The sequence below is a fragment of the Pantoea endophytica genome (genome assembly GCF_002858935.1).
Taxonomy (GTDB): Bacteria; Pseudomonadota; Gammaproteobacteria; order Enterobacterales; family Enterobacteriaceae; genus Pantoea; species Pantoea leporis.
In genome coordinates this window covers 153,253-166,784 of record NZ_PJRT01000033.1, presented here as the reverse complement: position 1 = coordinate 166,784, position 13,532 = coordinate 153,253, and the positions used below count along the sequence as shown (strand labels likewise).

General features: G+C 55.3%; 14 protein-coding genes. 7 read left to right on the top strand and 7 right to left on the bottom strand.

The window, feature by feature from the left end:
- Window positions 1–257: 257 nt before the first annotated feature.
- Complete coding sequence (locus PZBJ_RS21515; protein ID WP_101764201.1) at window positions 258–533, bottom strand: YcgL domain-containing protein; 276 nt, start codon at window positions 531–533, stop codon at window positions 258–260.
- A gap of 153 nt (window positions 534–686) precedes the next feature.
- Between PZBJ_RS21515 and minC the strand changes: the two genes are divergently transcribed.
- Genes minC through minE form a run of 3 tightly spaced genes read left to right on the top strand, consistent with a single transcriptional unit; the run spans window position 687 to window position 2,516 of the window.
- Complete coding sequence (minC, locus tag PZBJ_RS21510) at window positions 687–1,397, top strand: septum site-determining protein MinC (RefSeq protein ID WP_101764200.1); 711 nt, start codon at window positions 687–689, stop codon at window positions 1,395–1,397.
- 33 nt (window positions 1,398–1,430) lie between these two features.
- A complete protein-coding gene (minD, locus tag PZBJ_RS21505) occupies window positions 1,431–2,243 on the top strand; it encodes a septum site-determining protein MinD (protein ID WP_007889662.1) in 813 nt (270 codons plus the stop codon).
- 3 nt (window positions 2,244–2,246) lie between these two features.
- Window positions 2,247–2,516, top strand: a complete 270-nt coding sequence (gene minE / locus PZBJ_RS21500) for a cell division topological specificity factor MinE (RefSeq protein ID WP_007889661.1) — start codon at window positions 2,247–2,249, stop codon at window positions 2,514–2,516.
- Between the two features lie 55 nt (window positions 2,517–2,571).
- Here the strand turns inward: minE and rnd are convergent, their stop codons facing one another.
- The 5 genes from rnd to PZBJ_RS21475 all read right to left on the bottom strand — a co-directional run bounded on the left by rnd (window position 2,572) and on the right by PZBJ_RS21475 (window position 8,992).
- Window positions 2,572–3,693 carry a ribonuclease D gene (gene rnd / locus PZBJ_RS21495; RefSeq protein WP_101764199.1) on the bottom strand — a complete coding sequence of 374 codons (1,122 nt, stop codon included), beginning with the start codon at window positions 3,691–3,693 and terminating at the stop codon, window positions 2,572–2,574.
- Window positions 3,694–3,791: 98 nt separating this feature from the next.
- On the bottom strand, window positions 3,792–5,468 hold the full coding sequence (gene fadD, locus PZBJ_RS21490) for a long-chain-fatty-acid--CoA ligase FadD (RefSeq protein ID WP_146001316.1): 1,677 nt from the start codon (window positions 5,466–5,468) through the stop codon (window positions 3,792–3,794).
- Between the two features lie 209 nt (window positions 5,469–5,677).
- Window positions 5,678–6,271, bottom strand: a complete 594-nt coding sequence (locus tag PZBJ_RS21485; RefSeq protein ID WP_101764197.1) for a Slp family lipoprotein — start codon at window positions 6,269–6,271, stop codon at window positions 5,678–5,680.
- A gap of 60 nt (window positions 6,272–6,331) precedes the next feature.
- Complete coding sequence (gene tsaB / locus PZBJ_RS21480) at window positions 6,332–7,030, bottom strand: tRNA (adenosine(37)-N6)-threonylcarbamoyltransferase complex dimerization subunit type 1 TsaB (protein ID WP_101764196.1); 699 nt, start codon at window positions 7,028–7,030, stop codon at window positions 6,332–6,334.
- Window positions 7,031–7,081: 51 nt separating this feature from the next.
- Window positions 7,082–8,992, bottom strand: coding sequence for a DNA repair helicase YoaA (locus PZBJ_RS21475; RefSeq protein ID WP_101764195.1), 1,911 nt, complete (start codon window positions 8,990–8,992; stop codon window positions 7,082–7,084).
- A gap of 124 nt (window positions 8,993–9,116) precedes the next feature.
- Between PZBJ_RS21475 and PZBJ_RS21470 the strand changes: the two genes are divergently transcribed.
- A complete protein-coding gene (locus tag PZBJ_RS21470) occupies window positions 9,117–9,461 on the top strand; it encodes a RidA family protein (RefSeq protein WP_101764194.1) in 345 nt (114 codons plus the stop codon).
- Window positions 9,462–9,475: 14 nt separating this feature from the next.
- Here PZBJ_RS21470 and PZBJ_RS21465 read toward each other — a convergent pair whose 3' ends face one another.
- The gene (locus tag PZBJ_RS21465) at window positions 9,476–9,673 is read right to left on the bottom strand and encodes a YoaH family protein (protein ID WP_008110398.1); all 198 of its coding nucleotides are present in this window, start codon (window positions 9,671–9,673) and stop codon (window positions 9,476–9,478) included.
- A 110-nt stretch (window positions 9,674–9,783) separates the two neighbouring features.
- Between PZBJ_RS21465 and pabB the strand changes: the two genes are divergently transcribed.
- The 3 genes from pabB (at window position 9,784) to PZBJ_RS21450 (ending at window position 13,401) form a co-directional block, all read left to right on the top strand.
- The gene (pabB, locus tag PZBJ_RS21460; RefSeq protein ID WP_101764193.1) at window positions 9,784–11,142 is read left to right on the top strand and encodes an aminodeoxychorismate synthase component 1; all 1,359 of its coding nucleotides are present in this window, start codon (window positions 9,784–9,786) and stop codon (window positions 11,140–11,142) included.
- 1 nt (window position 11,143) lies between these two features.
- Entirely contained in the window at window positions 11,144–11,713 is a 570-nt protein-coding gene (locus tag PZBJ_RS21455) for a CoA pyrophosphatase (RefSeq protein ID WP_101764192.1), read from the top strand.
- A gap of 323 nt (window positions 11,714–12,036) precedes the next feature.
- Window positions 12,037–13,401: an L-serine ammonia-lyase gene (locus tag PZBJ_RS21450; protein ID WP_101764191.1), complete on the top strand. Its 1,365-nt coding sequence runs from the start codon at window positions 12,037–12,039 to the stop codon at window positions 13,399–13,401.
- Window positions 13,402–13,532: the final 131 nt, after the last annotated feature.

The following is a 13,532-nucleotide window of genomic DNA, read 5'->3' as shown; positions in this document are numbered from 1 at the left end:
TGCTTTGGTTGTGTTTGCCGCCAGTGCATCTGGCGATGAAGTCTGGCTCAGAGCCGGAACGCGGCACGCTGAGGTGGAATATATTAGCGGGTTTATGGCGGCAGGCGTGGCGGAAATTGTCAAAAGTCATTAATCGTGTACAACAAAATCAGCTAAACGCCCGGATAATTGCCCGCAATAAAAGGTTAAAGCGGGCAGTTAATTAACGCAAATAGCACTGATTATTTCTACAGGATATATTTACAGAGGAATCTGAATTAATCTTTTTTACCCTGACCGAGATGAATGTTGAGCAGACTTTCAACCGGCGGTGGAATTTGCAAATAAAAGCCGTGGTCGCTTAAACCTTGCTTAACTTTATTGATATCCGCGTTAGCCAGCTTGTCACGCTTATCCAGTGACAGCACCATGGCCAGCTGGGGTTTGCCGAAGCCACGCAGCAGTTCTTCCGGCACCCGTGAGAAATCGTCTTTTTTTTCAACATACAGATAAGTCTGTTCACGTTGCGGGCTTCTGTAGATCACACAAAACATATTTTTTACTCGAATTAACCGATGGCGTCACTTGCCTGAATATAGCAGTAACTATAACATGCTTGCAGAACTTCGAATATTGACCGTTTGATGTTATTGCCGATTTTATCGGCGAACATTTAAGGGTCGTAAAACAGGACTGAGTCAGCACAGATGTCGCAAACGCCAATCGAATTCAAGGGAAGCAGTTTTACCCTGTCAGTCGTTCATCTGCATCATTCGCAACCCGAGGTGATTCGTCAGGCGCTACAGGACAAAATCGATCAGGCACCGGCCTTTTTGCTGAATGCGCCGGTGGTGCTGAATGTATCAGCGTTAACCGGCGACATTGACTGGAAACAGATGCAACAAGCGGTGATGGCGACCGGTCTGCGTATCGTTGGTGTCAGCGGATGCAAAGATGAAGCCCTGAAAAAAATGATTGCCCGCGCGGGCTTGCCGGTGCTCTCTGAAGGTAAAGAGAGCCGCAAACAAGTCGCGGCGCCGGTCGCTGAAGCCGCGCCAGTTGTTCCGGCGGTGGTGGCGGATGCCGCCAGTAAAACCCGCATCATTAATACGCCGGTGCGTTCGGGCCAGCAAATTTATGCGCGCAATGCCGATCTCATCGTCACCAGTAGCGTCAGCGCCGGGGCCGAACTGGTCGCCGACGGTAACATCCATATTTACGGCATGATGCGCGGTCGCGCGTTAGCTGGCGTCGGCGGACAACGCGACAGCCAGATTTTTTGCACCAACCTCGCCGCAGAGTTGGTCTCTATTGCCGGAGAATATTGGATGATCGATCAAATCCCGGCGGAATTCTTTGGTAAAGCGGCGCGCCTCAGCCTGATAGAGGGCGCGCTTACCATTCAGACACTTAATTAAGCCCCTTTTCTTTCGTTAAGGAAATCAACATTTATGGCACGCATTATTGTAGTTACATCGGGTAAAGGGGGCGTTGGCAAGACCACGTCAAGCGCGGCCATCGCTACCGGGTTAGCGCAGAAAGGCAAAAAAACCGTCGTCATCGATTTCGATATCGGTCTGCGTAACCTGGATTTGATCATGGGCTGTGAACGCCGCGTGGTGTATGACTTTGTAAACGTCATTCAGGGCGATGCAACGCTGAATCAAGCGCTGATTCGCGACAAGCGCACAGAGCAACTCTACATTTTGCCGGCTTCACAGACGCGCGATAAAGATGCACTGACGCGTGAAGGCGTTGAAAAAGTGCTGAACGATCTGGCGGCGATGGAGTTCGACTTTATCGTCTGTGACTCACCAGCAGGTATTGAAACCGGCGCGCTGATGGCATTGTACTTCGCCGATGAAGCCATCATCACCACCAACCCGGAAGTCTCTTCAGTACGTGACTCCGACCGTATTCTCGGCATCATCTCTTCGAAATCCCGTCGTGCAGAGAACAGCCAGGATCCGGTGAAAGAGCATCTGCTGCTGACCCGTTACAATCCTGGCCGCGTAACCCGTGGCGATATGCTGAGCATGGAAGATGTGCTGGAAATTCTGCGCATTCCTCTGGTTGGCGTCATCCCGGAAGATCAATCTGTCCTGCGCGCCTCTAACCAGGGTGAGCCGGTGATCCTCGACGCAAACGCTGACGCCGGTAAAGCCTATGCTGATACCGTAGATCGCCTGCTTGGCGAAGAACGCCCCTTCCGCTTTATCGAAGAAGAGAAGAAGGGTTTCCTTAAACGCCTGTTCGGGGGATAACCAATGGCATTACTTGATTTCTTTTTATCCCGTAAGAAGAACACAGCCAATATAGCCAAGGAAAGGCTGCAGATTATCGTAGCCGAACGCAGAAGGGGCGACAGTGAGCCCCACTATCTGCCGCAGCTGAAGCGCGATATTTTGGAAGTGATCTGTAAATACGTAAAAATTGACCCGGATATGGTGACCGTTCAGCTGGATCAGAAAGGGGATGATATCTCGATCCTCGAGCTCAACGTGACACTGCCGGAGCCGGAAGACGTTCCTAAATGATTAAAGCGGTTTCCTGATTTTCCCCTGCGGTGTTGCGCAGGGGAAAATGCTCGCATTAAAGTGCCTGCAGAATCTCGTTGATACCCGCTTTCAGCAAGTCGCCCCGCCAGCCTGTCTGTAACTCAGGTGTGCGCGACGCGTTTTTCAATCCCCAATGCACACTCAGCACCTGATTAATCTGCCGACGTGATGCCAGCAGTTCCTGGCTGAAACCACTCTCTTCACTCACCTGTTGCACCAGCGCTTTAATGGCTTTGAACGCCTGTTTGTAGTGCGGATGATCGATCAGATTGGGCAGCGGCTGTGGCAAAGTCGCTTCATCCTGCGCCTGCGCTTCAGCCACCAGCGCCACCATCGCTTTACCGTGGAAGCGGATTTCGTGGCCGTTCAGCCCTAAATGATCCAGCTCGCCAAGGCTGCCCGGCATAAAGCGCGCCACTTTCCACAGATTCTCTTCGCGCACCACGAAGTTCACCGCCATATCTTTCTGACGCGCGAGGTTTAAACGCCACGCGGCCAGACGTTGCAACGCCGCAAGCTGACGCGGACGCAGTTGCCACGCATTGGTGATGTCGCGCCAGGCTTCTTCCGGTTGCAGCACATCCAGGCGGCGCTGGCACAGCATCTTGCATTCGCTTAGCGCCGCCGCCATGTTGCCAGCTTCTTCAGTTTGCGCCACCAGCTGATGGGCAATCGGCAGCAGATAGGCGACATCGGCGGCGGCATATTCACATTGACGTTCGGTCAACGGACGCGCCAGCCAATCGGTACGCGATTCGCTTTTATCCAGCTCGATTTGGTTGAAATGCATCACCATCGAGGCAAAGCCCCACGACAACGCCTGGCCGGTAAATGCCGCCAGAATTTGCGTATCAATCATGGGATCGGGCAGGCATTTAAAGCGATGCAGGAACACTTCCAGATCTTCGCCGCCGGCGTGCAGGAATTTGGTGACCTGCTTGTCCTGCAACAGCGCCACAAACGGCGTCCAGTCACTGATATTAAGCGGATCGATCAGGATCAGCTGGTCGCCATCAAACAGCTGAATCAGGCCGAGCTGCGGATAGTAAGTGCGGGTGCGCACGAATTCAGTATCCAGCGCCACGGCGGCGTGCTGGCGTGCTTTCTCGCACACGGCGGCCAGTTGGTCATTTTGGTCGATCAGGGTGTAATTCACGTTGTCTTTCTCGCTGCGGCAAACTACGCGCAGCGCTCCATGTTAAAAGCAATAAAAACGCCGGACTGTGCCGGCGTTAACCTGAGGAGAATGGCGCGTTACTGCCCTTCTCGCTTCGCCTCATCACGCAATTCGCGACGCAATATTTTGCCGACGTTGGTCTTCGGCAACTCGTCACGAAACTCGATAATCTTCGGCACTTTGTAGCCGGTGAGCTGGCGACGGCAATGATCCAGCACTTCTTCTTTCGTCAGTGAAGGATCTTTCTTCACGATGCACACTTTTACCGCTTCGCCCGACAGATCGCTGGGAACGCCAATCGCCGCGGCTTCACGCACTTTCTCATGCTGCATCAGCACATCTTCGATCTCGTTAGGATACACGTTAAAGCCTGACACCAGAATCATGTCTTTCTTACGATCGACGATGCGAATAAAGCCTTCGCTATCAACGGTAACAATATCACCAGTATGCAGCCAGCCATTTTTCAGCACTTCATCGGTAGCGTCGGCGCGCTGCCAGTAGCCGGTCATCACCTGCGGACCGCGAATACACAGCTCGCCCGGTTCACCTGGCGCCACATCCTTGTCTTCATCATCGACGATGCGCACATCGGTGGACGGCACCGGCAAACCGATGCTGCCGGTATGACAGGTAATGTCATACGGATTCACTGACACCAGCGGCGAACACTCGGTCAGGCCGTAACCTTCCAGCAGATAGTGTCCGGTGAGTTTTTCCCAGCGCTCGGCAACCGCTTTTTGCACCGCCATGCCGCCGCCGGCTGACAGGCGCAGCGTAGAGAAATCGAGCTTATTGAAATTGGCATCATTCAGCAGCGCATTGAACAAGGTGTTCACGCCGGTAATGGCGGTAAACGGGAACTTGCTGAGCTCTTTAACAAAGCCGGGAATATCGCGCGGATTAGTGATCAGCAGGTTGGTGCCGCCAAGGTCAAGGAACAACAGCCCGTTCACCGTCAGCGCGAAGATGTGATAGAGCGGCAGCGCGGTCACCACTTGCTCTTTGCCCGGACGCAGCAGCTTGCCGTAAGTAGCTTTAGTCTGTTCCAGATTAGCCTGCATATTGCGGTGCGTCAGCATCGCGCCTTTGGCCACGCCGGTGGTACCGCCGGTATATTGCAGGAAAGCGAGATCGTCATTGGTCACGGTTGGGCGTTGATAGGTCATCTGTTCGCCCTGCGACAAGGCGCTGCGGAACGGGACCGCGCCCGGCAGATGGTATTTTGGCACCAGCTTTTTCACGTATTTAACGACGAAGTTCACCAGCGTGGCTTTCACCGGCGCCAGCTGATCGCCCATACGCGTTAACATCACATGTTTGATCGGCGTTTCGGCCACCACTTTTTCCAGCGTGTGGGCAAAGTTCGAGACGATCACTATGGCGCTGGCGCCGCTATCAACGAGCTGATGCTTGAGTTCACGCGGCGTATAGAGCGGATTGACGTTGACCACCACCATGCCAGCGCGCAGTACGCCAAACAGCGCGACGGGATATTGCAGCAGATTGGGCATCATTAGCGCCACGCGATCGCCCTGCTTCAACCCTAAACCTTGCTGCAGCCAGGCGGCAAAGGCGCGGCTTTGCTTTTCCAGCTGCCGATAGGTCATCGGCTGGCCCATATTGATGAAAGCCACCTGATCGGCGTATTGCTCTGTTGCGTGCTCGAAAAGATCGACCAGAGAAGCGTAACGATCCGCATTAATTTCCGCAGGGACATCTGCCGGATAGCGTTTGAGCCAAACCTTATTCAAAGAATCACCCCGATAATCCTGTTGCGTAGCCATCGCCGCCTCGACAATCAATGTTGTTAACAATATTTTAACTGATTGTACCAGTTTGCCTGTTTCGGCATTTTCAGGTTGCGAAGCGCATCACTAAATTTCGCGCATCGGTTGCGCGCCCAATAAAAAGGCCCGTTCGCACGCACCGCGACCGGGCCGTAAATAACACCATTAATAGCTTATTCGGTGAGGATAGTTTGTACCTGCGCCGGTTGGCCGAGGTTCATACCCCAATACGGATTGGGTCCCCAATATCCCGGACGATGGCGCGTTGGGCCATACCAGATGTAGGGATCAATCGGCTGCGGCGGCGTCATCACCTGTTGCGTCAGATGCCAGCGCTGATAGCCGCGCACATCGATCACCACAAAGTTGTAGCTGGCCTTACCGATATCGCCTTTCTCGGTGCCTTTGATGTTGCCCAGCACCGTGATGTATTGGTTATTCAAATCGACCGGATCGACAAAGCCGCGGATGTCAGCAAAGATGCGGCCAACCGAAGCTGCGCCTAAACGCGGACGCGCGCTCTCATCCAGCGGCTGGGTCGCAATTTCCACGCGCGTTAAGCCGTTGAGATTGGTGACCTTCACCACTTTCCCGCCGAAGCGTGATTCCTGACCGACAAACAGTTGCGGCGCGTTCATCACGCGCAGTAAATCTTGCTGTGGAAGCTCAGAACTTCCTTTAATTGAATCTGGCACCGAAACACAGCCGCTGAGCAGCATTGCGCAGGCTAACAGAGCGCCAGACATCCCTTTACGACTTATTGGCATAGCACTTCTCCTGTTATTTCTCTGATTAGACTGAGCACGCGAAGATAAGTTGCGCGCGGCCTAGCGTCCCGGCAACTTTTTCCATGCCACTTCATTGCGCAGATAAACCGGCTCGGCATTCTCCACCGCAACCGCTTCATCACGCTGCCAGGCGCTGAGCGCCAGCGGCAGCATATCTTCCGCCGCCGGTAACAATACCTCTGAGGCAATAAGCTGCGCGCCTGGCGAGGTGAGCAGATGCGGATAGGCTTGCCAGCCGGTGCCAACAGCCGTCCATTCGCCACCTAATGCGGCAATACGTTGCTGCGCCACGTCGGGTTTGATCACCGCTTCGGTTTCCGCGCCCTGCCATTCACCGTTTTCGTCGCGCTGATATTCAGCCCAATAGAGTTCGCCCATGCGCGCGTCGATTGCGGCCAGCACGCGCGTCGCGCCGGTCAAACGCCACGCGCCCTGCGCCATGGTCGCTAACGAGGAGACGCCAATCATCGGCAGATTCGCGCCAAGCGCCAGCCCTTGAGCAATGCCAATGCCGATACGCACACCGGTAAAACTGCCCGGTCCACGGCCAAACGCCAGCACGTCAAGCGCGGTCAGCTCCAGCTGCTGCGCCTGCAACAGCTCCTGCACCAGCGGCAGAATACGTTGGGTATGATCGCGCGGGGCGATTTCAAAGCGGGCATCAATCTGCTGCAGATTTTGCAGCGCGGCAGAACAGGCTTCTGTCGCCGTGTCCAGGGCTAAAATTCGGGCGGACATAACAACCTCAGAGAGTCAAAATGGCGCGCATCTTATCACAGCCTGGCACAATTAGTGATCCACTGGCTGACGGACAAATTCGATGGCGCGCGCAATATCGCGGGTGCGCGGCGTGGGCGGCAAACTGTTCAGGAACAGGCCGCCGTAGGGGCGAGAAACCAGGCGCTGATCGCAAATCACCAGTACGCCGCGATCTTCGGTATCACGAATCAAACGCCCCACGCCCTGTTTCAGGGTGATTACCGCATCGGGCAGCTGCACATCATTAAAGGGATCGCCGCCGCGCAGGCGACAATCTACCATGCGGGCTTTGAGCAGCGGATCTTCCGGCGAGGTAAATGGCAGCTTGTCGATGATCACCAGCGACAGCGCATCGCCGCGTACGTCAACACCCTCCCAGAAGCTGCTGGTGGCGACCAACAGTGCGTTACCGGCTTCCAGGAACTGCTTTAGCAGCTGTCCTTTACTGGTTTCACCTTGCAGCAATACCGGCAACGTCATGGAAGCACGAAACTCAATGGCTAACTCGCGCATCATCTTGTGCGAGGTGCAGAGGAAGAAGCAGCGGCCTTTGTTGGCATCAATCAGCGGCTTCATCATGCGCGCCAGCTGGCGCGCGCCGCCGGGATGATTGGGTTCCGGCATGTTGCGTGGCACACACAGCAGCGCTTGCTGGGTGTAATCGAACGGGCTGTCGAGGATCATCGTAGTAGCGTTATCCACCCCGAGGCGGCTGGAGAAATGGCTCATCTGCTCATTCACCGCCAGCGTGGCTGACGTGAAAATCCACGCAGCTTTGCGGTTATCCATCACTTCACGGAAGCGTTCCGCCACCGACAGCGGCGTCAGCGCCAGCGTGAAATGGCGGCTATTGCACTCATACCAATAGCTGAAGCCGGGCTCGTCAATGGCGCGCAGCCGTTTCAGGCGCGTGCGATACAACGCCGCGCGCTCAAAGGCGGCGTCCAGCAGCGCGGAGCGCCCCAGCGACAGTTTGATCACGTCGTAACAGAGTTCGAGCGCATCATCCAGCAAGGTAAACATGCGCATGATGTTGTTATCGCTCAGCAGATCGCGCAGATTGCCGCGAAAACCCGGTTCGCCGAGCGTCAAACGAAAATCCTGCGCGCACTGCGCCAGACGATCGGCAGATTTCTGTAGCTGCTGCACATCACGCACTTCGGTGCGATAGGCGATGATGATGTCTTTGGCGAGGTCCTGCAGTTGACGGCTCGACAGCTGCTGACCGAAATACTGGCTGGCGATATCGGGGAGCTGATGCGCTTCATCGAAGATCATCACATCGGCCTCCGGGATCAGTTCGCCAAAGCCGCCCTCTTTCACCACCAGATCGGCAAGAAAAAGATGATGGTTCACCACCACCACATCGGCGTCCATGGCTTTTTTGCGCGCTTTGACCACGAAGCAATCTTTATACAGCGGGCAATCGCTGCCGAGGCAGTTATCGTTGGTGCTGGTGACGAACGGCCAGATCGGGCTGTCTTCGGCCACGCCGTTGCAGTTGCTGACATCGCCATCGGTGGTTTCTGACGACCAGCCGCGCACGCTGATCAAATCGCCCAGCGCCTGAACGCTGAGATCGCCGCCGGTTTGATTCTGCTGCTCAAGACGTTCGAGGCATAAATAGTTGGAGCGCCCTTTCAGCAGCGCGGTTTTGCCGCTGAACTTCAGGGCACGCGCGATGGTTGGCAGATCGCGATTATAGAGCTGATCCTGCAACGCTTTGGATCCGGTGGAGACAATGACTTTTTTCTTTGCCCGCAATGCCGGCGCCAGATAGGCATAGGTTTTACCGGTTCCGGTGCCCGCTTCGACTACCAACTCGCCGCCTGTTTTCACCGCCTCGGTTACCGCTTTGGCCATTTGGCGCTGTGCTTCACGCGGTTTAAAGCCCGGAATTGCCTGCGCCAGTGCGCCATCAGCTGCAAAATCGTCTGCCACACTTCCTCACATCAAAAATTAAAACCACTGTAATTATGTCAGGATTCCCGGCGGGCAACCACAACAGATGACATGCGCCCCTGGGATATGGCAGGCTAGCGCAGCAAAATTAAAGGAGAACAGCATGACCATTACGCGTATTGATCCAGAGCACCGTATGTCGGAAGCCGTGGTGCATAACCAAACCGTCTATTACACCAGCGTACCGGAAAACCTGGATGAAGATGCGGAAGCGCAAACCGCCAATGCGTTGGCGGTGATTGACGCCCTTCTGACGCGCGTGGGATCGGATAAGAGCAAGATCCTCGACGCCACCATTTTTCTGGTGGAGAAAAGCGATTTTCCGGCGATGAATCGCGCCTGGGATGCGTGGGTTTCGCCAGGCAATGCGCCGGTGCGTTGCACCGTGCAGGCCGGTTTGATGAACCCGAAGTATAAAGTCGAAATTAAAATCATCGCCGCGCTGTAAAATCCGTTCGGGCGTTATTCGTTGTCGTCTTCTTCATCCTCGTCGTCTTCGAACATCGCCCGAATGGCTTCACCTTTATAGGTTTGACGAATCTCCTGCGCCACCTGCGCAATCGCCTGTCCGCTCGACATACCGCCCGCCATTAATTCCTGGATGCGTTCAACCGCTTGCTGCTGTTGCTCATGGGATAACGCTGGAAGACCTGTAAACATAATTCACTCCTGGTGCATGAGGGACGCATTATTACCACGTGGAACAAACGGGTGCCAGCAACAAAAAAATATGTCAGGCTAGCGACCTGCTTGCTGAAGTGATTTGTCCCATGATGGTAAAAAGCCTCGTTCTGAAGTATACGCCCGAAACGCTGTTACACCTTTTTGCTCCGCTAGCCCACCAACGCTGGGCGATGTTGCTGACCTCCGGCCAGGCCGATCATGCGGATAATCGCTTTGATATCCTCACCGCCGATCCGCGCGCGACGCTGACTACACGCGGTGCCAGCACCGAAATTATCTGCGGTGATGACGTCATTCACTCCGCCGCCGATCCGCTGCTGCTGGTGCAACAGCAATGTGCCGCGCTAGGTGTCACGCCGGCTTTTGATGCCGGATTACCGTTTCAGGGCGGCGCCCTCGGTCTGTTCGGTTACGATTTAGGACGACGCTTTGAAAACCTGCCGCAGCGCGCGCTGCAGGATCTCACCACGCCGGATATGGCGGTAGGCATTTATGACTGGGCGCTGATCGCCGATCACCATCTGCAAAAACTGACGCTGGTTTCGCTCAGCGATGCCAGGCAGCGCTGGAACTGGCTGCAGGCACAAACCGCGCCGCCTGCCGAGCCTTTCGCCTTGACCAGCGAGTGGCAATCCAACCTCAGTTATGACCAGTATGCGCAGCGCTTCCACGCGGTGCAGGCCTATATTCAAGCCGGTGATTGCTATCAGGTGAATCTGGCACAACGTTTTCAGGCGGGCTATCGCGGTGATGAGTGGCAGGCATTTTTGCGTCTGACGCAGGCGAATCGCGCGCCGTTTAGCGCCTTCCTGCGTTTGCCGGACAGCGTGCTGCTGAGTTTATCGCCAGAGCGCTTCCTCGCTTTACAGCAGCAGGAGATTGAAACGCGTCCGATTAAAGGCACTTTGCCGCGTCTTGCTGATGCCGAGGCCGACCGTTTGCAGGCAGAGAAGCTCGCCAACTCGCAGAAAGATCGCGCGGAGAACCTGATGATTGTCGATCTGCTGCGCAATGATATTGGCCGCGTGGCCGTGCCCGGCAGCGTCAGCGTACCGGAACTGTTCGTGGTTGAACCTTTCCCGGCGGTACATCATCTGGTCAGCACCGTGCGTGCACGTTTGCCTGAGACGCTGAGCGCAACCGATTTGCTGCGTGCTTGCTTCCCCGGTGGTTCCATCACCGGCGCACCGAAGATCCGCGCGATGGAGATCATCGAAGAGTTAGAGCCGCATCGCCGCAATGCGTGGTGTGGCAGCATCGGCTACATCAGCCTGTGTGGCCGTATGGATACCAGCATCACCATTCGCACGCTGATTGCGGAAAACCACCAGCTTTACTGCGCCGCCGGTGGTGGATTAGTGGCAGATAGCGACCTTGATGCCGAATATCAGGAAACCTTCCATAAGGTGAACCGTATTTTGCCCAGCCTGCGTGATGGGACCTGAAATGAATTTAACCCTTGAGCAGTTCCTCAGCCGCTTTGTCCTGCAACCGCCGCTGCATGCGCCGAAAAGTGCCATCAGTGGACGCCGTGCGGCGGTACTGGTGCCGGTGATCGACGGCGCAGAACCTGGCTTGCTGCTCACGCGTCGCTCATCACACCTGCGTAAACACGCCGGGCAAGTCGCCTTTCCCGGCGGCATGCAGGATGCCACTGACACCTCGCTGATCCACACCGCACTGCGTGAAGCGCAGGAAGAAGTGGGAATTCAGCCGGAACAGGTGCAGATCATCGGTGTTCTGCCGCCGGTGACCAGCAGCACCGGTTTCGCTGTGACGCCGGTAGTGGGCATTATTCCGGCTGATTTTGCTTTGCAGCTCAATCCGGACGAAGTGGAAAGCGCCTTTGCCATGCCGCTGTCGGAAGCATTGCGTTTGAGCCGCTACAGCGATCTCACCTTGCGCCGTGGTCATCGCCAACATCAGGTTTGGTTATCCTGGTACGAGGATTATTTTATCTGGGGCATGACCGCAGGGATTATTCGTGCGCTCGGTCAACAAATCGCCCTACCGTAAATCACCTAATGCTTGCCAGTTAAAATATCTTTTTGCTTTAGATCTGGTGCGGGCTCTGGCAAAGGTGCCCTTTTCAGCAGCACACACTGAAGCTTCGGAGCAGGCCGGGGCCACTTTTGGGCCGGCAATCCGCAGCGCTGAACGTTAGCCTTTCGCCGGGAAAACCGATCCGCTTCACAACTGTACAAACGGATAACTATTTCTGGGGTTTATAATTAGTTTATTTCATGCGAAAAGCTGCTCGTTATACGGCATGGGCGATTACTATTAGCCGCATAAACGGCTTATGCCGTGCAGAATAAGATTTGTGAGGAGTGTCACCGGTGATTAGTGTTTTTGACATGTTTAAAGTGGGCATCGGCCCATCCAGTTCACATACCGTCGGCCCGATGAAAGCGGGCAAGCAGTTTGTTGATCTGCTGGCCGAACAAGGCAAATTGCAGGACGTGACGCGCGTGGCGGTTGACGTCTATGGTTCGCTGTCGCTCACGGGCAAAGGTCACCACACTGATATCGCGATTATCATGGGCCTGGCGGGCTTCGAACCGGCCACCGTCGATATCGATGGCATTCCCGCGTTCATCAAAGATGTGGAGCAGCGCGAACGCTTGCTGTTAGCCAACGGCGCGCGCGAAGTGGATTTCCCGCGTGAAGGCGGCATGGTGTTCCGCAGCGAAAACCTGTCGCTGCATGAAAACGGCATGACGGTATTTGCCTTCGCGGGCGATCTGCTGATTCTGAGTAAAACCTACTACTCCATCGGCGGCGGTTTCATCGTCGATGAAGAGCATTTCGGCCAACCGGTGTTGAACGAAGTTTCCGTGCCGTGGCCTTTCCACTCTGCTAAAGAGCTGCTCAGCCACTGTCGGGAGAGTGGGCTGTCGCTGTCCGGTTTGGTAATGAAAAACGAACTGGCGCTGCATACTCGCGACGAGATTTACGCCTATTTTGGCAACGTGTGGCAAACCATGCAGGCCTGTATCGATCGTGGTCTGAATACCGAAGGCGTGCTGCCGGGTCCGTTGCGCGTACCTCGTCGTGCGGCTTCACTGCGCCGTCTGCTGGTGTCATCCTCAAAGCACTCGAAAGATCCGATGGATGTGATCGACTGGGTGAATATGTTTGCGCTGGCAGTGAATGAAGAGAACGCGGCCGGCGGTCGTGTGGTGACGGCACCTACTAACGGTGCCTGCGGCATCGTGCCAGCGGTGCTGGCCTATTACGATCACTTTATCGAACCCGTTACGCCCGATATCTTCATCCGCTACTTCCTCTCATCTGGTGCGATTGGCGTGCTGTATAAAATGAACGCCTCAATCTCGGGTGCCGAAGTGGGCTGTCAGGGCGAGGTAGGCGTGGCGTGTTCCATGGCAGCCGCCGGTCTGGCGGAACTGCTGGGCGGCAGCCCGGAACAGGTGTGCGTGGCGGCGGAAATCGGCATGGAACACAATCTGGGATTAACCTGCGATCCAGTCGCCGGCCAGGTTCAGGTGCCGTGCATTGAGCGTAACGCCATCGCTTCCGTAAAAGCCATTAACTCCGCGCGCATGGCGCTGCGCCGTACCAGCGAACCACGCGTGTCGCTGGATAAAGTGATTGAGACCATGTACGAAACCGGTAAGGACATGAACGCTAAATACCGTGAAACCTCTCGCGGCGGATTAGCGATAAAGGTCCAGTGCGATTAACGCTTCGCTGGTGATTTAAACAACAGTTGGCTATTTTTATTCATCTGTAGCTACCTCCAACTGAGTAAAACAGATACATTGATTTCGAGCGCGGCCCTTTGTGGCCGCGCTTTTTTTAGTGCCGTATTTTT

Excerpts from the sequence above, each read along its gene's own strand:
- PZBJ_RS21515 (WP_101764201.1), bottom strand. The coding sequence starts at position 533 with ATGTTTTGTGTGATCTACAGAAGCCCGCAACGTGAACAGACTTATCTG.
- minC (WP_101764200.1), top strand. The coding sequence starts at position 687 with ATGTCGCAAACGCCAATCGAATTCAAGGGAAGCAGTTTTACCCTGTCA.
- minD (WP_007889662.1), top strand. The coding sequence starts at position 1,431 with ATGGCACGCATTATTGTAGTTACATCGGGTAAAGGGGGCGTTGGCAAG.
- minE (WP_007889661.1), top strand. The coding sequence starts at position 2,247 with ATGGCATTACTTGATTTCTTTTTATCCCGTAAGAAGAACACAGCCAAT.
- PZBJ_RS21485 (WP_101764197.1), bottom strand. The coding sequence starts at position 6,271 with ATGCCAATAAGTCGTAAAGGGATGTCTGGCGCTCTGTTAGCCTGCGCA.
- tsaB (WP_101764196.1), bottom strand. The coding sequence starts at position 7,030 with ATGTCCGCCCGAATTTTAGCCCTGGACACGGCGACAGAAGCCTGTTCT.
- PZBJ_RS21470 (WP_101764194.1), top strand. The coding sequence starts at position 9,117 with ATGACCATTACGCGTATTGATCCAGAGCACCGTATGTCGGAAGCCGTG.
- PZBJ_RS21465 (WP_008110398.1), bottom strand. The coding sequence starts at position 9,673 with ATGTTTACAGGTCTTCCAGCGTTATCCCATGAGCAACAGCAGCAAGCG.
- pabB (WP_101764193.1), top strand. The coding sequence starts at position 9,784 with ATGATGGTAAAAAGCCTCGTTCTGAAGTATACGCCCGAAACGCTGTTA.
- PZBJ_RS21455 (WP_101764192.1), top strand. The coding sequence starts at position 11,144 with ATGAATTTAACCCTTGAGCAGTTCCTCAGCCGCTTTGTCCTGCAACCG.